The 17,693-nt window shown below is 69.5% G+C and carries 15 protein-coding genes; 9 read left to right on the forward strand and 6 right to left on the reverse strand.

Annotated features, from left to right (window positions below):
• The first annotated feature begins 109 nt into the window (after positions 1 to 109).
• Entirely contained in the window at positions 110 to 1,375 is a 1,266-nt protein-coding gene (tuf, locus tag QOL69_RS09885) for a translation elongation factor EF-1 subunit alpha (RefSeq protein ID WP_048077178.1), read from the forward strand.
• Positions 1,376 to 1,378: 3 nt separating this feature from the next.
• Positions 1,379 to 1,687 (forward strand): 30S ribosomal protein S10, encoded by a 309-nt coding sequence (rpsJ, locus tag QOL69_RS09890; protein ID WP_004048854.1) that lies wholly within the window; start codon positions 1,379 to 1,381, stop codon positions 1,685 to 1,687.
• Positions 1,688 to 1,759: 72 nt separating this feature from the next.
• Here the strand turns inward: rpsJ and QOL69_RS09895 are convergent, their stop codons facing one another.
• The gene (locus QOL69_RS09895; protein ID WP_283403017.1) at positions 1,760 to 2,320 is read right to left on the reverse strand and encodes a rhomboid family intramembrane serine protease; all 561 of its coding nucleotides are present in this window, start codon (positions 2,318 to 2,320) and stop codon (positions 1,760 to 1,762) included.
• A 69-nt stretch (positions 2,321 to 2,389) separates the two neighbouring features.
• Entirely contained in the window at positions 2,390 to 2,683 is a 294-nt protein-coding gene (locus tag QOL69_RS09900; RefSeq protein WP_283403018.1) for a DUF7967 family protein, read from the reverse strand.
• Positions 2,684 to 2,801: 118 nt separating this feature from the next.
• Here QOL69_RS09900 and QOL69_RS09905 point away from each other — a divergent pair, with 118 nt between their 5' ends.
• The 4 genes from QOL69_RS09905 to QOL69_RS09920 are packed head-to-tail and all read left to right on the forward strand — an operon-like array spanning position 2,802 to position 8,547.
• A complete protein-coding gene (locus QOL69_RS09905) occupies positions 2,802 to 3,935 on the forward strand; it encodes a lysylphosphatidylglycerol synthase transmembrane domain-containing protein (RefSeq protein WP_283403019.1) in 1,134 nt (377 codons plus the stop codon).
• Positions 3,936 to 3,965: 30 nt separating this feature from the next.
• On the forward strand, positions 3,966 to 5,147 hold the full coding sequence (locus QOL69_RS09910) for an alpha-1 4-glucan-protein synthase (RefSeq protein ID WP_283403020.1): 1,182 nt from the start codon (positions 3,966 to 3,968) through the stop codon (positions 5,145 to 5,147).
• Positions 5,148 to 5,186: 39 nt separating this feature from the next.
• Positions 5,187 to 6,317: an extracellular solute-binding protein gene (locus tag QOL69_RS09915; protein WP_283403021.1), complete on the forward strand. Its 1,131-nt coding sequence runs from the start codon at positions 5,187 to 5,189 to the stop codon at positions 6,315 to 6,317.
• Between the two features lie 13 nt (positions 6,318 to 6,330).
• Positions 6,331 to 8,547 (forward strand): DUF7846 domain-containing protein, encoded by a 2,217-nt coding sequence (locus QOL69_RS09920; protein ID WP_283403022.1) that lies wholly within the window; start codon positions 6,331 to 6,333, stop codon positions 8,545 to 8,547.
• Positions 8,548 to 8,999: 452 nt separating this feature from the next.
• On the opposite strand, the gene QOL69_RS09925 is transcribed toward QOL69_RS09920, so the two are convergent.
• From QOL69_RS09925 to QOL69_RS09935, 3 genes are all read right to left on the reverse strand, one after another.
• On the reverse strand, positions 9,000 to 9,782 hold the full coding sequence (locus tag QOL69_RS09925; RefSeq protein WP_048077180.1) for a dolichyl-phosphate hexose transferase: 783 nt from the start codon (positions 9,780 to 9,782) through the stop codon (positions 9,000 to 9,002).
• A gap of 65 nt (positions 9,783 to 9,847) precedes the next feature.
• Entirely contained in the window at positions 9,848 to 11,497 is a 1,650-nt protein-coding gene (locus QOL69_RS09930; protein ID WP_283403023.1) for a GMC family oxidoreductase, read from the reverse strand.
• Positions 11,494 to 12,063 carry a gluconate 2-dehydrogenase subunit 3 family protein gene (locus QOL69_RS09935; protein WP_283403024.1) on the reverse strand — a complete coding sequence of 190 codons (570 nt, stop codon included), beginning with the start codon at positions 12,061 to 12,063 and terminating at the stop codon, positions 11,494 to 11,496. Before QOL69_RS09935 ends, QOL69_RS09930 begins: the two co-directional genes overlap by 4 nt.
• A gap of 193 nt (positions 12,064 to 12,256) precedes the next feature.
• Between QOL69_RS09935 and QOL69_RS09940 the strand changes: the two genes are divergently transcribed.
• The 3 genes from QOL69_RS09940 to prf1 all read left to right on the forward strand — a co-directional run bounded on the left by QOL69_RS09940 (position 12,257) and on the right by prf1 (position 17,215).
• On the forward strand, positions 12,257 to 13,867 hold the full coding sequence (locus QOL69_RS09940; protein ID WP_283403025.1) for an ABC transporter permease: 1,611 nt from the start codon (positions 12,257 to 12,259) through the stop codon (positions 13,865 to 13,867).
• Positions 13,868 to 14,023: 156 nt separating this feature from the next.
• Complete coding sequence (gene argS / locus QOL69_RS09945) at positions 14,024 to 15,832, forward strand: arginine--tRNA ligase (RefSeq protein WP_283403026.1); 1,809 nt, start codon at positions 14,024 to 14,026, stop codon at positions 15,830 to 15,832.
• Between the two features lie 132 nt (positions 15,833 to 15,964).
• Positions 15,965 to 17,215, forward strand: coding sequence for a peptide chain release factor aRF-1 (prf1, locus tag QOL69_RS09950; protein ID WP_048077185.1), 1,251 nt, complete (start codon positions 15,965 to 15,967; stop codon positions 17,213 to 17,215).
• A 27-nt stretch (positions 17,216 to 17,242) separates the two neighbouring features.
• Here prf1 and QOL69_RS09955 read toward each other — a convergent pair whose 3' ends face one another.
• On the reverse strand, positions 17,243 to 17,686 hold the full coding sequence (locus tag QOL69_RS09955) for a metal-dependent transcriptional regulator (protein ID WP_048077186.1): 444 nt from the start codon (positions 17,684 to 17,686) through the stop codon (positions 17,243 to 17,245).
• Positions 17,687 to 17,693: the final 7 nt, after the last annotated feature.

Consider the following 17,693-nt stretch of genomic DNA (forward strand, 5'->3'; position numbering starts at 1 on the left):
TGTCGAGAATCGCCGGACGGCGGGGAGATAGTCTGTGGTCCGTATCGAAACCGTTTTAGTGGAATCAACCGAAACTTACTCACAGAGCGCCTTAGCGCGTGATTACCCCATGAGTGACAAACCGCACCAGAATCTGGCCATCATCGGCCACGTCGACCACGGCAAGAGTACGCTCGTGGGTCGCCTCCTCTTCGAGACGGGGAGCGTCCCCGAGCACGTAATCGAGCAGCACCGCGAGGAAGCCGAAGAGAAGGGCAAGGGCGGCTTCGAGTTCGCCTACGTGATGGACAACCTCGCCGAGGAGCGCGAGCGCGGCGTCACGATCGACATCGCCCATCAGGAGTTCGACACGGACAAGTACTACTTCACCATCGTCGACTGTCCGGGCCACCGTGACTTCGTGAAGAACATGATCACGGGTGCCTCGCAGGCCGACAACGCGGTGCTCGTCGTCGCGGCCGACGACGGCGTCGCGCCCCAGACCCGAGAGCACGTCTTCCTCGCCCGCACGCTGGGCATCGACGAGCTCATCATCGGCGTCAACAAGATGGATCTCGTCGACCACGACGAGTCCAAGTTCAACGAAGTCGTCGAGGAGGTCAAGGAGCTCCTCAAGCAGGTCCGCTTCCAGACGGACAACGCGAAGTTCATCCCGATCTCCGCGTTCGACGGCGACAACGTCGCCGAGGAGTCCGAGAACACGCCCTGGTACGACGGGCCGACCCTGCTGGAGGCCCTCAACGACCTGCCCGAGACGGAGCCGCCGACGGACGCGCCGCTTCGACTCCCCATTCAGGACGTTTACACCATCTCCGGTATCGGGACCGTCCCCGTGGGACGCGTCGAGACCGGCATCCTCAACACCGGCGACAACGTCTCCTTCCAGCCGTCCGACGTGGGCGGCGAGGTGAAGACGGTCGAGATGCACCACGAGGAGGTGCCCAAGGCCGAGCCGGGCGACAACGTCGGGTTCAACGTCCGCGGCATCGGTAAGGACGACATCCGCCGCGGCGACGTCTGTGGTCCGGCCGACGACCCGCCGAGCGTCGCCGAGACGTTCAAGGCGCAGGTCGTCGTCATGCAGCACCCGTCGGTCATCACGGCCGGCTACACTCCGGTCTTCCACGCCCACACGGCGCAGGTCGCCTGTACGATCGAGTCCATCGATCAGAAGATCGACCCCTCGTCCGGTGAGGTCGCCGAGGAGAACCCGGACTTCATCAAGTCCGGCGACGCCGCGGTCGTCACCGTGCGCCCGCAAAAGCCGCTCAGCATCGAGCCGTCCGGCGAGATTCCGGAACTCGGCAGCTTCGCCATCCGCGACATGGGCCAGACCATCGCGGCCGGCAAGGTGCTGGAAGTCAACGAGCGATAATCGATGCAGCAGGCACGCGTCCGCCTCGCCGGCACGAGCCCCGAGGACCTCGACGACATCTGCGACGACGTCCGCGAGATCGCGGACTCGACGGGAGTCGCCCTGTCGGGCCCGATCCCGCTGCCGACGAAGACGCTCGAGATCCCGTCGCGAAAGTCCCCGGACGGTGAGGGGACGGCGACGTGGGAGCACTGGGAGATGCGCGTCCACAAGCGTCTGATCGACATCGACGCCGACGAACGCGCGCTCCGCCAGCTCATGCGCGTCCAAGTGCCGAACGACGTCAGCATCGAGATCGTTCTCGAAGACTGAGCGCTAGGGCGTTTCTCTTTCACCCCTTTCGTTTTTTTCACGTGCCGAGCAGCGACGCGACTCGTAAACGACTCACCGCGCGTCGAGGAGTCCGACGCGACCGGCGGCGAGCCCGCAGAACGCGCCGGTCGCGTGTGCGATCAGCGCGACGCCCGGCGCGGCCGTCGTCGCGGTGAGGGCGACGGCGACGAGCCCGAACAGGAGGAACTGGACCCGCGGCGAGAGCCGCAACCGGTCGAACAGCGTCGCGCTCACGACGTTGCCGGCGAGCAGGTAGCCGCCGAGCGCGAAGACCGCGCCGCTGATCCCCAACACGGCGGCCGGGGGACCGAGCAGGCCGCCGACGGTCACCTGTGCGACGCCCGCGAGCGTGCCGGTGGTCACGACGAACGCGTGGAAGCGGGCGCGGGTCGTCCGGCGTTCGACGAGCGGACCCACGAGCAGCAGCGCGAGGGCGTTCGCCAGCAGGTGGCCGACGGAGCCGTGCGCGTACACGCTGGTGACGAGCGTCCACGGGGCGACGGACAGCGGGGTCGACAGCGCGAACAGCCCCGCGAGACCGACGCCGCCGAGCGCGGCCTGTACAGCGCCGACGAGGAGGGTGATCCCGAGCGTTTCGAGGGTGGCACGCATCGGGCGGAGGTTGTGGACGGGCGGTGAAAAGGGTGTATGGGTCGCCCGCTAGTCCGCGTCGGCCGTCAGTCAGATGATGTCGTCGGGGTCGTGCGCGTTTGCCATCCGCGTCGCCTCCGCGGCGTACCGCTCGCGGTCGTCGGGGTCGTCGACGCGGCCGACGTTGTCGGGGGCGGCGTCGACGGCGGCCGTGGTGTCGCGCACGTCGGAGAAGGAGGTGAGCGCCCGCTCCTTGCGGAAGTAGCGCTCGCCGTCCGGCGTCGCGTACGTGAGGATCACTATGTTCTGCTCGTCGTCGGAGTACGTGCGCTCGACGAGCCACATCCGAACTCCGTCATCGGCGGCCGTTTCGCTCGCGTTCATGACATGTCGTTCGCCTCCGACCAGCAAACGTGTTACGCCGGGATACCGGCGAAATCGGCCCGACAATCGGCTCTCCGAACCGCCAGCGTTATATTCTTTAGGGCGACCTAAACAAATGATGAATCCGCGCGTCGCCCTCGCTCGGCTCCGCGAGCGGCTCTCCGGGACCCGAGAGCGCCTCCCTCGGGGATCGCTGACGGTCGCGGGGACGGTCCTCGTCCTCGCCCTCGGCGGCGTGGTGCTGGCGCGGACACTCGACGTCGGGGCCGTCGTCGGGGCCGCGGCCGCCGCGGACCCGCGACTGCTCCTCGCGGCGCTCGTCGTCTACCTGCTGTCGTGGCCGGTTCGGGGCCGCCGGTATGCCGATGTCCTCGCGCCGATGGGACACCGCTGTCGGACCGGCTTCCTCACGGCGACCGTGTTCGCGAGCCAGACCGCGAACCTGATCGTCCCTGCGCGGGCGGGCGACGGAGTCCGCGCGTACCTCCTGAAGCGCCGGCGCGAGGTCCCGTACCCGACCGGCGTCGCGTCGCTGGCGGTCGAGCGCGCCTTCGATCTGGTCGCGCTCGGCGCGCTCGGCGGCACCGCGCTCGCGGTCCTCCTCGTCGACGGCCGGGCCGTCGCGGCCGACGGGTCGGGACGGGCGGTCGCGGCCGCCGCCGGCACCGCGCTCGCGGCCGCGGCGCTCTCCGTCGCCGTCGTCGCGGTCGCTCGCGGCGACCGTCGGTTCGGTCCGGCTCTCCGCGAGCGCGCAATCGGCTCCCGACTCTCGGGAGCCGTCGACGCTGCGGTCCGGTTCGGTGCCGCTGTCCGGGTCGTTGCCGCCGACGCGGGCGCGGTCGCCCGGGTGTCGCTCGCGAGCGGCGTCGTCTGGGCGGCGGACGCCCTGACCGCGGTGCTCGTCCTCGCGGCGCTCGTGGGCGGTTTCGGCGGCGGGATCGACCCCGCGACGCTGTTCGTCGTCGGCACGCTCGCCGTCTCGGCCGGGAACCTCGCGAAGGTGTTGCCGCTCTCGCAGGGCGGGATCGGCCTCTACGAGGCGGCGTTCACCGGGATCGTCGTCGCGACCACGCCGATTCCGGCCGAGACCGCGCTCGCCGCGGCGGCGCTCGACCACGCGCTGAAAAACGCCGTCACGCTCGCGGGCGGCGGACTCGTCGCGGCCGCGTTCGACCTCTCGGCGCTCCGCGCTCCGGACGAGTCGGAGCGGGACCCGGACGCGGCCGCGACGCGGCCGGCGGCGGACCGCTAACTTTTTAGGTTGGCCTAAAAATCATCGGACATGGATGCGACCACTTCGGATCGCGACGGCCCGGACATCTGCGTGATCGTCCCGACGATCCGGGAGTACGAGTGCCTCCGCGCGTACGTCGAGAACGCCCGCGAACACGGGTTCGACCTCTCGCGGCTCCACTTCGTCTTAGTCACCGAGGACTTCTGTGATGTCGCGGAGATGCGCGCCATGCTCGACGAGTTGGGCGTCTCCGGCGAGGTGTTCGACGGCACCCGCCGCGAGGAGTGGTACGAGGCCAACGACGCGGCGGCGTACGGCCACGTCGTCCCGGCCGCGAGCCACGCCGAGACGAGCTTCGGGCTCCTCTACATGTGGGCCGACGAGTCGTTCGACTACGGGATCTTCATCGACGACGACACGCTCCCGCACGACGACGAGGACTACTTCGGCCGCCACATGGAGAACCTCGCGTTCGGCGGCGAGGTCGAGCGCGTGCGCTCCGACGAGAACTGGGTCAACGTCCTCTACCAGAACGCCGACGAACACGGGCTCTACCCCCGCGGATACCCGTACTCCGCGATGGACGAGACGGTCGAGACGGACTCGGTCGCGGTCGAGTCCGGCGAAGTCGTCGCCTCGCAGGGGCTGTGGACGAACGTCCCCGACCTCGACGCCGTCCGGATCCTGATGGACGGCGACCTGGAGGGACAGGCGCAGACCCGCACGACCGCCGACGACTTCGAGCGCGACTTCGTCGCCGGGCGCGGGGACTACCTCACCGTCTGCTCGATGAACCTCGCGTTCCGCCGCGAGGTGATCCCGGCGTTCTACCAGCTGCCGATGGATGACAACGAGTGGGACGTGGGGCGGTTCGACGACATTTGGTCGGGGCTGTTCCTGAAGCGCGCCTGCGACGTGCTGGGCGGGCGGATCTACAACGGCGGCCCCCTCTGCGAGCACAACAAGGCTCCGCGCTCGACGTTCGACGACCTCGCGAACGAGGTGGCGGGGTTAGAGCTGAACGAACACGTTTGGGAGGTGATCGACGAGGTCGGCGACGACGCCGACTCGTACGCGGCCGTGTTCGCCGAGATGGCGGACGCACTCGCGGACGGCGACTTCGCCGAGTGGAACAACGGCGCGTTCCTCAACCACTGCGGCGAGTACATGCGCGACTGGCTCGACTGCCTCGACGCTGTCAGCCGGACGCCCGCGGTCGCGGACGACTGAACCGACACGACTAAGACTGTTTAGGTAAGCCTAAAACACATGACGAACCACGATCAGGCCGAGACGAAGATGAACCGCAGACGCTACCTCGCGAGCGCCGCCGCGGTCGGCGCGGTCGGGCTCGCGGGCTGTAACGGGACGACCGACGACTCCGACGGTGACTCACAGTCGAACATCGGACAGATCGGTTCCGGCCGGGAGGGGCGCGGTCTCCCGGGCGGCACGCCAATCTCGGAGATGCCCGACCTCTCGGGCGAACTGACGGTGTACTCCGGTCGAAACGAGTTCCTCGTCGGCCCGCTCGTCGGGTACATCGACGACCAGTACCCCGACCTCGACCTGACCGTTCGGTACGCCGACTCCACCGACCACGTCAACGCGATCCTCAACGAGGGAGAGGGGTCGCCGGCGGACGTGTTCTACTCCGTCAACGCCGGGTCGCTCGGCGCGCTCGCCGGTGAGGGCCGCACGCAGGCGATCCCGAGCGATGTCGGCGGACTGGTCCGCGAGGAGTTCCGGACCGACCAGTGGATCGGCACCTCCGGGCGCGCCCGGACGGTCCCGTACGACAGCAGCGAGTACGACGACGACGACGTGCCCAGTGACGTCATGGACTTCCCCGAGGCGTTCGACGGCGACCTCGCGTGGGCCCCCTCCTACGGCTCCTGTCAGGCGTTCGTCACCGCCATGCGGATCCTTGAGGGCGACGAGACCACCCGCGAGTGGCTCGAAGCGGTCGTCGAGTCGGGCGCGACGGCCTACGACGACGAGTTCCGCGTCTGCGAGGAGATCGCGAACGGGACCGTCGACGCGGGCTTCACGAACCACTACTACATCCAGCGCGTCCTCGACGGAAGCCCGGAGGCGACGATAGACACCGCCTTCACCGAGGGCGACGCCGGCGCGGTGTTCAACGTCGCGGGCGCTGCGATCGTCGACACCGCCTCGGACGTCGACCTCGCCGGGAACTTCATCCGGCACCTGCTGTCCGCGGAGGCGCAGGACTACTTCGCGCGCTCGACGTTCGAGTACCCGCTCATCCCCGACGTGGAGCCGATCGGCGGACTCCCGACGATCGACGAACTCGACGTGCCGGACATCGACCTGACGGAGCTGTCCGACCTGGAGGCGACCGTCGACCTCATGCGCGAGGCCGGCGTCGACATCTGACGCGTCTCGCCCCGTGTCGTCCCGCTCCGCCCCGTCTCCGCCCGCGCGGTTCGCGTCCCGGCTCCGCCAGCGGATCGCTCATGCTGACCGGGTGACCGCCGCCGCGGTCTGCGTTTCGCTCGCGGCGGGACTCCTCACGTTCGCGGTCGCAGCCACCCTGTTCTCGCATCACTCCGCGAACCACGACGAGGGCGTCTACCTCACGCAGGCCGCGCTGCTTTTAGGCGGCCAACTGGAGTTCCACGCCGGGCCGCTCGCCGACGCCGTCCACCCGTGGTTCTTCGTCGAGGACGGCGGGCGACTCTACCCGAAGTACAGCCCGGTCCCGTCGGCGACGTACGCGATTTCCATGGCCCTGTTCGACGAGCCGCGGGTGACGCTCGCGGCGGTCGCCGCCGGTAACGCCGCGCTCGTCTACCTGCTCGGTGCGACCACCGCCGGTCGGCGGGCCGGACTCGCGGCGGCCGTCCTGTTCGCGGCGTCGCCGATGGCGGTCCTCACGGGGGCGACGTTCCTCCCGTACGCGCCGACGACGTTCTTCAACCTCCTGTTCGCGGTCGCGTACCTCCGGAGCGTCCGCGACGGGTCGACCGCGGCCGCCGGGGTCGCGGGCGTCGCGATCGGGATCGCCTTCTTCGCGCGCCCGTTCACCGCGGTGCTGTTCGCGGCCCCGTTCATCGCCCACGCGCTGTGGCGGGTCGGGTCGGCGGTCGCGGCCGAGGGGCTGTCTCTCCCGTCGCTGCCCGACCCGGTCCGCAGACACGGGCTGACGGCGATCTTCGGGACGCTGTTCGTCGGCGTCACGCTCGCGTATAACCTCCGCGTGACGGGCGACCCGCTCACCTTCCCGTATCAGGCGTTCGCGCCGATGGACGGTCCCGGCTTCGGCGAGCGCCGCATTCTGGGGCACTCGGTCGAGTACACGCCCGCGCTGGCGCTCGAATCGAACGGCTACGCGCTGTGGGAGCTCGCGACCAGGTGGGCCGCGGCCGGACCGGTCGGGACGCTGCTCGCGTTCGTCGGCGGCGCGGTCGCGGTCCGCCGGTGGCATGCGGGTGTCGACCTCGCCGCGGACGCCGCCCATGGAGACGGCTCGCCCGGCTTGCCCGGATCGCCCGCGTTCCGCCGAACCGCGGCCGTCCTCGTCGCCGGCGTCGCCGCCTCCGTCGTCGTCGGCAACCTGTTCTTCTGGGGGACGAACAACGCGCTGGCGACGCTGTCGGACCCGACCGACGGGCTCGCGTCGCTGTTCGGCCCGTTCTATCACTTCGACCTGCTCGTGCCGCTGTCGCTGTTCGGCGGGATCGCCGTCGCGGCCGGAGCCCGGTCGCTGCCGCGGCTTCGGGACCGGATCGCGGCGCGGACCGGCTCCGAGGGGACCGCTCGCGTCGCGGTCGCGGTCGTCCTCCTCGCCGCGCTGGTCGTCGGGTCCGGGGCTGCGGTCGCGACCGCCGCGGAGCCGGTCGAGCGCAACGCGGCGGTCGACACCAAACACGAGGCCGCCTACGCCCCGTTCGACGAGACCGAGTTCACCGACGCGCTGGTGTTTGTCCCGACGCCGTACGGCGAGTGGCTCGCCCACCCGTTCCAGGGGCTCCGAAACGGCCCGGGACTCGACGGCGACGCGGTGTACGCGCTCGACCGCGACCCGGTCGAGGACTTCGCGGTCCTCGACGCCTACCCGAACCGGACCCACTACCGCTACGGCTACCGGGGGGCGTGGACCGCGGACCCGAACAACCGCGTCACGCCGAAACTGGAGCCGATCGAGGTGCGTTCCGGGTCGCGGGTGGACGCCGAGACGACGGTGGGGATCCCCGAGCGCGTGGACAGCGCTCGGGTTCGGGTCGAGACGCGCCGCGGCGAGGGGCGGGCGACGTACACGGTGCGCGATCCCGCCGCCGGCGACCCGCTCGCCGTCGAGTGGTCGATAGGCCCCGACGGGATGCGGTTGGCGGGCGCGCCGAACGGCTCGGCGTCGATCGATCCGGCGGGCGACGTCGCGATTCTCACCGTGACGCTGGTCGCCCCCGACGGCTCGACGTTCACCTACCGGCAGGAGGCGACCGTCCGCACGCTCGATTCCGATCGCGTTGAGGTCGTCTGGCCGCCCGAGCGGTCGGTGTGTCGGCTCGTCACGGAGTGTGGGAGCGAGGGGACGTACCTCCCCGACGAGTCGGGGGTTCACTCCGAGTGGGTCGTCTTCGAGACGGTCGCCGAGACGAACTGAGACCCGTACGTTAGAGGGGTTTGTCGTGTCGAAGCTGTCGACTCCGCGATCGCCGAAGCCCCAGCCGCTCGATACGAAGCGGCCGGCTCTGTAACTGGTGAAGCGCCAGCGGTTCGCTCCGACACGGTCGCTTTCGCCGGGATTGCTTCTCCCACGCGGATCGACGAAGCCCCAGCTGTGAGACTGCCAGACGCTCGCTGCGTTCCTCAGTCACTCACTTCGTTCGCTCCTTCCGGTACTTACATCGCCTCTGGCAGTCTCACGGCTGCCCCTTCGAGTCCCGCCCCGCACAGCGACCGCGCCTCACGCCTCCCCAGCCTCGTCGCTGGCGGTCATCGCTTCGCTCCGACCGCCAACGACTCCCTCGCGCGGGCTCCTCGCGGCCGCCGGTGGCGGCCGCTCGCAGGCGCGCGCCACCGCAGCAGAGCTACCTGAAAAGAGTTCGCCGCCGCTCAGAAGCGTCGCAGCCGCTCTTCGAGACAGACGGTGACGATCGACTTCGCGATGGCGGCCCCGCCGCCGATCGGGTCGAGCTTCGTCTCGCCGAGGCGCTCGGCGTAGCGGATCGGGCGCTCGCGGACGTCGTAACCGCGCATCAGCGGCCGGATGAGGAGTTCGGCGGAGAGGCCGGTGTTCTCGGTCCAGCCGATCTCCTCGACCACGTCGCGGCGGTACGCGCGCATTCCGGTGGTGGTGTCGTGGACGCGTTCGCCCATCAGGAGGGAGGCGAGCGCCGCGAACGCGTGGTTGCCGAACCGGTTGAACGCCGGCATCGCCGCCGCGCCGTGATAGAGCCGGTCGCCGCTCACCACATCCGCGCCGTCGTTGATCTCGGCGAGGAACTCCGGGAGCGCCTCCATCGGGTAGGTGTCGTCGCAGTCCGTCGTGACGACCACGGGACGGTCGGGCGTCAAGATCGCCTCCTGAACCGCGACGCCGTACCCCTGCGGCTCCTGCTCGATGACCGTCGCACCGTGTTCGCGGGCGATCTCCGCGGTTCGGTCCGAGGAGCCGTCGACGCAGACGACCTCCGCCTTCCCGTCGGTGACCTCCTCGATGTCTTCGAGAACCGTTCCGATCGCCTCCTCCTCGTTGTACGTCCCCATCACGACGCTGAGGTCGTCGAAGGTGTACGGCTCGTCGCGGTCGCCGCTCGTCTCGGCTCCCGATTCGTCCTCGTCTCGCTCCGCTACCGCGGCCGCGGACCCGTTCGTCGCGTGCGCTGAGTCGCTCATTACCCGGAACTCCGCCCGCACGCACTTGACTTTTTAGGTTTACCTAAACAAATGGCGGCAAGCCGTCACGCTTTCTCCGAGAGCCAGCCGGCCACGTCGTCGCCGACGCGGAGCGCGAGCGCGGCGATGGTGAGCGTGGGGTTCATCGCACCGCTCGTCGGGAAGACGGAACTGGAGGCGATCCAGCAGTTCTCGAGGTCGTGGGTCCGGCAGTCGGCGTCGACGACGCCCCGATCGGGGTCGTCGCTCATCCGCGTCGTTCCCATGTGGTGGTACGCGGGACCGGTGGCGTCCGGGCCGGCCACCCACTCGACGTCGGCCCCGAGCTCCGCTAAGACCTCGACTTGGATCTCGTTGGCCCGTTCGATCGTGTCGAGCGCGCGGTCGCCGACGGTCCACTCGACCCGCGGCACCGGATTCCCGCGGTCGTCGACCCGGTCGTCGGCGAGCGTGATCCGGCTGTCGGCGTCGGGGAGCTGCTCGACGAGCGCGCCCATCGCGACGTGGTTCCCGTACTCGCCCCGTAGACGCTCCAGCAGGGGATCGCCCCAGTCGTCGCCCGTCAGCGCCGACTCCACGGGCGAGGGGCCGGCGTAGTTGAAGAACTCCAGCTTGAACGGGGCCTGCGTCTCGTCGGCCTCGTCGTAGAACTGGTCGCAGGCGCTGGTGTAGAAGCCGACGTGGTTCTGTCGCGTCGGCTCGTCGAGCGTCCCCCCCGCCCCCGCGAACAGGTGGTCCATGAAGAACTCGCCGACGTGGCCGCTCCCGTTCGCGAGTCCGTCCGGATAGCGGTCGGACGCGGAAAGCAGGAGGAGCCGCGGCGTCTCCACGCCGCCGGCGGCGACGACGAACGCGTCCGCCTCCTGCCTGTGCGTCTCCCCGTTGGGTGTCGCGTAGACGGCTGCCGTCACCCGGTCGTCGCCGTCGTGATCGAGCCGCTCGACCGGCGCGCGGTCGATCACGGTCGCGCCCGCCTCCTCGGCGCGCTCGACGTGGACCGTCGCGTCGTACTTCGCGCCCGCGGGACAGACGGGCTGGCAGGTGCCGTAGCCGACGCAGGGCGACCGGCCGTCGTACGCCTCGGAGTTGCGCGCGTTCGGCACCGAGTGCATGTCGATCCCGACCGCCTCGCAGGCCTCCGCGAACAGCGAGTCGCTGTAGGACGGCTCGAACGCCGGCATCGGGTGCGGCTCCTCGCGGGGCGGCGCGTAGGGGTTGTCGGACGCGCCCGCGACGCCCAACTCGCGCTCGGCCTCGGCGTAGTAGGGCCGCAGGTCCGCGTAATCTATCGGCCAGTCCGGCCCGACACCGCGCTCGGTCCCGGAGTTGAAGTCCCCCTCGTGGAGCCGCATCACCATCCCCTGCCAGTGGAGCGTCGACCCGCCGATCCCCTTCACGCGGGCGTGGTTCAGCGGGTAGCTCCACTCCGTCGACCCGGCGTTCTCGTAGGCGTCGCGCGCGCCGCCTACGTCCCAGACGTCCGGCCGTTCGTAGGACGGCCGGATCGCCTTCTCCTGTCGCGCGAGCCGGTCGGCGGGGTCGAACCGCGGCCCGGCGTCGAGGATCACGACCTCGCGGTCGCCCGCGAGCCGGTCGGCGACGAGCGCCCCGGCGGGGCCCGCGCCGACGACGCAGATGTCCGCGTCGGGGACGGGCGTCCGGTCGATCGCGGCCGCGTTGCCGGCACTTCCCGCCGGCCCGTCTCCCGCGCTCATCGCGGCCCTCGCCGGTAGCTCTCCGCGCCGCCCGGGTGCCCCTGCGGGTTCTCGATTCCGACGAGTTCCCCGCCGGTCGGAGAGGCGTAGAACGCGAGCAGCAGTTCGTTGACGACGTAGTAGCGGACCCGCTCGGCGATCGTTCCGTCCGGGTCCTCCTCGGCGGTGTCAGCGCCGATCTCCCTGAGGTGCCGGTCGCGGTCCGCGGGGTCGAGGTCGGCGACCGCGTCGCCGTGCCACGAGCGGGCGAGCCGGTTCAGCTCCGCGACCGCCTCGCGAATCCCCGTCGCGTGCGCGGTGTCGTCGAGCCGCCCGGCGAGAAACCCGTCGACGAACTCGTCGATCCCGGAGACGTCGGCGGGGTAGACGACCGTCGCGACGGCGGTCAGGGTATCGCGGACCGTCTCGTCGTCGGCCGGCGCGCTCTCCGCTGTCTCATCATCTCCGGGGCCACCGGCGTCGGCGTCGTGTCCGCGGTCCGCGGCGAACCTCGCGCCGAGCGCGACCCCGCCGCTCGCGCCGAGGGCGGCCAGCGCCGCCGCCGCGTCGCGCCGCGTCAGTTCCATGTGGTTTTTAGGCAACCCTAAACTAATATATCCGTCGGAGCGCACCCGGCGGCGGCGCGGTCGCCGCCGTTCGGGCCGCAGCGTCGACCGCTGCCACGTCGACTGCCGCCACGTCAGCCGTCCCCGCGTCGGGATCGGAACCTCTAACGGCGGTTGCGTCCATCTTCCGACCAAGCGACAGGCGTCCCCGACCATGAGCCCGATAACCCGGATCCGCGACCGGCTGACCGACGGGGAGGACCGAGTACCGCTGGGGCTGACGCTGCTGTGTGCGGCGATCGCGGCGACGCTCGTCTTCCCGCTGGCGTGGCTCGTGATCGAGGCGGTCACCGTCGACCCCGCGCGCGCCGTCGACCTCACCCTCAGCGTCCGCACCGTCGAGACCGTCGTCAACAGCCTCCTCCTGATGGTCGGCGTCACGGCGCTGTCGATCGCGATCGGCGTCCCCCTCGCGTACCTCACCGCTCGGACGGATCTCCCGTTCCGGCGGTTCTGGGCGGTGACGGCCGCGCTCCCGCTCGTCGTGCCCAGCTACGTCGGCGCGTTCTCGTTCGTCTCCGCGTTCGGGCCGCGCGGCGAGTTCCACGAGGTACTCTCGCCGCTCGGGATCGAGCGGATTCCGGAGATATACGGGCTCCCCGGATCGATACTCGTCATCACCCTGTACACGTACCCGTACGTCTACCTGACGACGCGGGCCGCGCTGCTCTCGTTCGACACCACCCTCCTGGAGGCGGCGCGGACGCTGAACCACGGTCGCCTCGCGTCGTTCCGCCGCGTGACGCTGCCCGCGATCCGCCCGGCGATCGCCGCCGGGTCGCTGCTCGCGGCGCTGTACGCGGTCTCGGACTTCGGAACGCCCTCGATCATGCGGCTGTCGGTGTTCACCCGACAGATCTACGTCGAGTACAACTCCTTCGGAAGCGACTACGCCGCGCTGCTCTCCTTACAGCTGCTCGTCGTCGTGCTGTTCGTGCTCGCGCTGGAGTGGCTCGTCCGCTCCGACGCGCCCTCGCACGGGGACGACGCGGGCCGCACCGACGACCGGGTGTCGCTGGGCCGGCTCCGGTGGCCCGCGACGCTTCTGCCCGCGGGGGTGTCCGCGCTCGCGCTCCTCGTCCCGCTGTGGATCCTCGGCCTGTGGCTGGTCCGGTCGGAGGCGGGCCGCCGCCCGTCGATGGCGTTCGAGCCGGTTCAGGTGCTCAACTCCCTGTCGGTGTCGCTCGCGGCGGCGGTCGTCGCCGCGCTGGCGGCGATCCCCATCGCGTACTTCGCCGCGAACCACGACTCGCCGCTCGCCGTCCTCTTCGAGCGCGCGACGTACGTCGGCTTCGCGGTGCCCGGCATCGTCCTCGCGTTGGCGCTCGTCTACTTCGGCTCCAGTTACCTGCCGTGGATCTACCAGACGCTGCCGCTCCTCGTGTTCGCGTACGTCGTGCGCTTCCTCCCGCAGGCGGTCGGATCGAGCCGGACCTCGATCCTCCAGGTCGACCCCCGCCTCGTCGAGGCGGGCCGAACGCTCGGCGAGTCCTCGATGGGGACGTTCAAGCGGGTCACGCTCCCGCTCACCCGGTCGGGTATCGTCGCCGGCGCTGCCCTGGTGTTTCTCACCGCGATGAAGGAACTCCCCGTCACGCTGATCCTCCGCCCCTCCGGGTTCGAGACCATCGTCACCCAGATCTGGCGCGCACAGGGGTCCGCGCTGTACCAGTACGCGGTGGTGCCGACGCTGATCTTACTCGTCATCTCGGGGCTCTCGATGGTCGTCCTCCTCTCGCAGGAGGGCGGCCAAGAGGGACTGTAACACCGGAATTTTTGCATATTGCGTACGAACTCGCGATACCCGGCGGCGACCACTCACGGGCACGCGCCACCGCAAGTGGTCGTTCTCGCGTTGCCCCGTCGTTCCGTGCCGAGCCGCTTCGGAAGGGCCTTTTAACCCGCCCGTCGAACGGACGGTATGTTCAGGCAGTTCCGGTCGGAGGTTGAGACGGCGATGGCGGACGCCCTCGCCTCGCTCGACCTCCCGACCGACGACCTCGGCATCGAACGCCCGCCGGAGGAGATGGACGCGACGCTCGCCTCCAGCGTCGCCTTCCGACTCGCGGGCGAGGTCGGCGACGCGCCGCCGAACGTCGCGGAGACGGTCGCCGAGGCCGTCGACGTCTCGGGGACCGACTACGTCGAGTCGGTCGACACCGCCGGCCCGTACGTCAACTTCCACGCGAACGAGCGCTACCTCGCCGACACGCTCGACGCGGCCGCCCCCGACGCCGACTACGGCGCGCTCCCCGACAAGGAGACCTCCGTGGTGGTCGAGCACACCAGCGCGAACCCGACCGGCCCGGTCCACGTCGGCCGCGCGCGTAACCCAATCGTCGGCGACGCGGTCGCGAACCTCCTTGAGTACGCCGGCTACGACGTCGACCGCCACTACTACGTCAACGACGCCGGCCGACAGATGGCGGTGTTCACGTGGGCCTACGAACGGTTCGACGAGTCGGACTTGGAGAGCGAACCCGCCCGCGACCGCGCTGAGTACGACCTCGTGCGCTACTACCGGAAGGGGAACGCCTTCTTGGACGAGGCTGACGAGGACGCCGTCGAGGCGGCCGAAGGGGAGATCCAGTCGATCCTTCAGGGGCTCGAATCCGGCGACGAGGAGACCTACGAGCGCGTCGGCGAGGTCGTCGACACCGTCCTCGGCGGCATGAAGGCGTGTCTCGCCCGCCTGCCCGCCGAGTTCGACGAGTTCGTCAAGGAGACTCGGTTCATGCGCGACGGCTCGACGGACGATATCGCGGATAGGCTCAAGGAGACCGATCAGGCCGTCTACGAGGAGGACGCCTGGCAGCTCGAACTCGACGACTGGGGGATCGACAAGAACCTCGTCTTCCTCCGGTCGGACGGGACGAGCCTCTATACCACCCGCGATCTGGCCCACCACGAGTGGAAGTTCGCGAACTACGACCGCGCCGTCACCGTCCTCGGCGAGGACCACAAGCTCCAGGCCGACCAGCTGGACGCGACGCTCGAACTGCTCGGCAACGACACCGACCGCCTCGGCAACGTCATCTACTCGTACGTCAACCTCCCCGACGGGAAGATGTCCACCCGGAAGGGGACCGGCGTGATGCTCGACGACCTCCTCGACGAGGCGATCGACCGCGCCCGCGACGCCGTCGAGTCCCGGATGGACGACCGCATCCGCGACGACGACCTCTCCGAGGAAGACGTCGAGCTCATCGCCCATCAGGTCGGGATCGGCGCGGTCCGGTACGACATCGTCTCGAAACAGCCCGCGAAGGCGATCACCTTCGAGTGGGAGGACGCGCTCGACTTCGAGGCGCAGTCGGCCCCGTTCGTCCAGTACGTCCACGCCCGCTGTGCGGGCATCCTGAGCGAGGCCGCGGCCGCCGGGGTCGACGTGCCGGGCGTGACGGCGGACGCCGACGGCGCGGTCGACGCCGCCGCCCTCGACGTGGACGCGAGCGACCTCGAAACCGACGCGGCCCGCGACCTCCTCCGTGAGGTCGCGCGGTTCCCGGCGGCGATCGAGGCCGCCGCGGACGACCTCGAACCCCACACGATCGCGACGTTCACGCGCGAGTTCGCCGACGCGTACAACGCGTTCTACCGCGAGTGCCCGGTCGTCACCGCCGAGACCGACGACCTGCGCGCCGCCCGCCTCGCGGTCGTCGCGGCCGCGAAACACACGATGGCGAACGCGCTCGACGTGCTGGGCGTCGAAGCGCCGGAGTCGATGTAGGCCGGGCCGAGAGACGCGAGCGCCCGTCGTCCCGCTCTGAGCGAACCACCGCTGGACCCGACCGAGACGGATGTTTCCGGCCGTATCGACAGGTCAAAGCTTACTTACACGCACGCGACCGTATTCGAACCAATGAGTAGCGACGCACAGGAGGCGAACGAGGACCGCCGGAAGTACGAGTTCCGCAAGGTCATCGAGGAGCTCAGGGACTTCGAGGGCTCCGGCACCCAGCTCGTCACCATCTACGTCCCCGACGACCGGCAGGTCTCCGACGTGGTGGCCCACGTCACCCAAGAGCACAGCGAGGCGTCGAACATCAAGTCGAAACAGACGCGGACCGCCGTCCAAGACGCGCTCACCTCGATCAAGGACCGGCTGCGCTACTACGACACCTACCCGCCGGAGAACGGGCTCGTGATCTTCTCGGGCGCGATCGACGCCGGCGGCGGCCAGACCGACATGGTCACCCGGACGCTGGAGTCCCCCCCGCAACCGGTGGAGTCGTTCCGGTACCACTGCGACTCCGCGTTCCTCACCGAGCCGCTCGAACACATGCTCGAAGACACCGGGCTCTTCGGGCTCATCGTCTTGGACCGCCGCGAGGCGAACGTCGGCTGGCTGAAGGGGAAACGCGTCGAGCCGGTCAAGTCCGCCTCCTCGCTCGTCCCCGGCAAACAGCGGAAAGGAGGACAGTCCGCACAGCGGTTCGCCCGCCTGCGCTTAGAAGCCATCGACAACTTCTATCAGGAGGTCGCGGGGATGGCCGACGACCTGTTCGTCGACAAGCGCCACGAGCTCGACGGCATCCTCGTCGGCGGCCCGTCGCCGACGAAAGACGAGTTCCTCGACGGCGACTACCTCCACCACGAGCTTCAGGACAAGGTCCTCGGCAAGTTCGACGTCGCGTACACCGACGAGTCGGGCCTGAAGGACCTCGTCGACAACGCCAGCGAGGTGCTCGCCGACCAGGAGATCGTCGAGGACAAACGGAACATGGAGACGTTCTTCGAGAACCTCAACACCGGCGAGGAGGCGACCTACGGGTTCGAACAGACCCGCCGGAACCTGATCATGGGCTCGGTCGACCGACTGCTCATCTCCGAGGACCTCCGCTCCGACGTCGTCGTCTACGAGTGCCCCAACGGTCACGAGGAGTACGAGGTGATCGACTCGCGACACTCGACGCCGGACCACGAGTGCGCGGAGTGCGGTGAGGCGGCCGAGGTCGACGAGCGCGAAGACGTCATCGAACACCTGATGGCTATCGCCGAGCAGCGCGGGACGGACACAAAATTTATTTCGACGGACTTCGAGAAGGGCGAACAGCTGCTCGACGCCTTCGGTGGTATCGCCGGCATTCTGCGGTACTCGACCGGCGTCTGAGTACCAAAAAGCCCGCTTCGGCCGTCGCTACTGCTGCTCCGGTTCGACTGGCGTCGGTGCGATCTCCAGACACGCGCAGGCGTCGGTCTCCGGGTCGAAACAGTCCGGGCACTCCGGCTGGCGATCGATGATCGTGTCGAGCCGCTCCGCGACCGTGTCGTCGATGACCGCCTCAAGCTCGCGGGCCTCCGCCTGGAAGTCCTCGACCGCGAGGACGTTCGCGAGGAATCGCTCGATGATACAGTAGGTCTGAAGAGCCTTTCTGGCCCGCACGATGCCGTCGTCGGTGAGCTTGACGCCCTTGTACTTCTCGTGTTCCGCGAGCCCGCGCTCTTCGAGCTTGCCGATCATCTCGTTGGCGCTGGCCGGGCTGACGCCGAGCGCGTCGGCTATCGACCCGGTCGACGCGGGGCCGTCTTCGCTGTCCTGTACGACGTATATCGTCTTGAGGTACTGATCTGCGGTGTTCACGGCTGTC

This window comes from Halorubrum sp. DM2, assembly GCF_901686465.1.
Lineage (GTDB): Archaea > Halobacteriota > Halobacteria > Halobacteriales > Haloferacaceae > Halorubrum.

Coding starts and splice junctions, on each gene's coding strand:
- QOL69_RS09925 (WP_048077180.1), bottom strand. CDS start 9,782: ATGAGCGACTCAGCGCACGCGACGAACGGGTCCGCGGCCGCGGTAGCG.
- QOL69_RS09915 (WP_283403021.1), top strand. CDS start 5,187: ATGACGAACCACGATCAGGCCGAGACGAAGATGAACCGCAGACGCTAC.
- rpsJ (WP_004048854.1), top strand. CDS start 1,379: ATGCAGCAGGCACGCGTCCGCCTCGCCGGCACGAGCCCCGAGGACCTC.
- argS (WP_283403026.1), top strand. CDS start 14,024: ATGTTCAGGCAGTTCCGGTCGGAGGTTGAGACGGCGATGGCGGACGCC.
- QOL69_RS09905 (WP_283403019.1), top strand. CDS start 2,802: ATGAATCCGCGCGTCGCCCTCGCTCGGCTCCGCGAGCGGCTCTCCGGG.
- prf1 (WP_048077185.1), top strand. CDS start 15,965: ATGAGTAGCGACGCACAGGAGGCGAACGAGGACCGCCGGAAGTACGAG.
- QOL69_RS09935 (WP_283403024.1), bottom strand. CDS start 12,063: ATGGAACTGACGCGGCGCGACGCGGCGGCGGCGCTGGCCGCCCTCGGC.
- QOL69_RS09895 (WP_283403017.1), bottom strand. CDS start 2,320: ATGCGTGCCACCCTCGAAACGCTCGGGATCACCCTCCTCGTCGGCGCT.
- QOL69_RS09940 (WP_283403025.1), top strand. CDS start 12,257: ATGAGCCCGATAACCCGGATCCGCGACCGGCTGACCGACGGGGAGGAC.
- QOL69_RS09930 (WP_283403023.1), bottom strand. CDS start 11,497: ATGAGCGCGGGAGACGGGCCGGCGGGAAGTGCCGGCAACGCGGCCGCG.
- QOL69_RS09910 (WP_283403020.1), top strand. CDS start 3,966: ATGGATGCGACCACTTCGGATCGCGACGGCCCGGACATCTGCGTGATC.
- QOL69_RS09900 (WP_283403018.1), bottom strand. CDS start 2,683: ATGAACGCGAGCGAAACGGCCGCCGATGACGGAGTTCGGATGTGGCTC.
- tuf (WP_048077178.1), top strand. CDS start 110: ATGAGTGACAAACCGCACCAGAATCTGGCCATCATCGGCCACGTCGAC.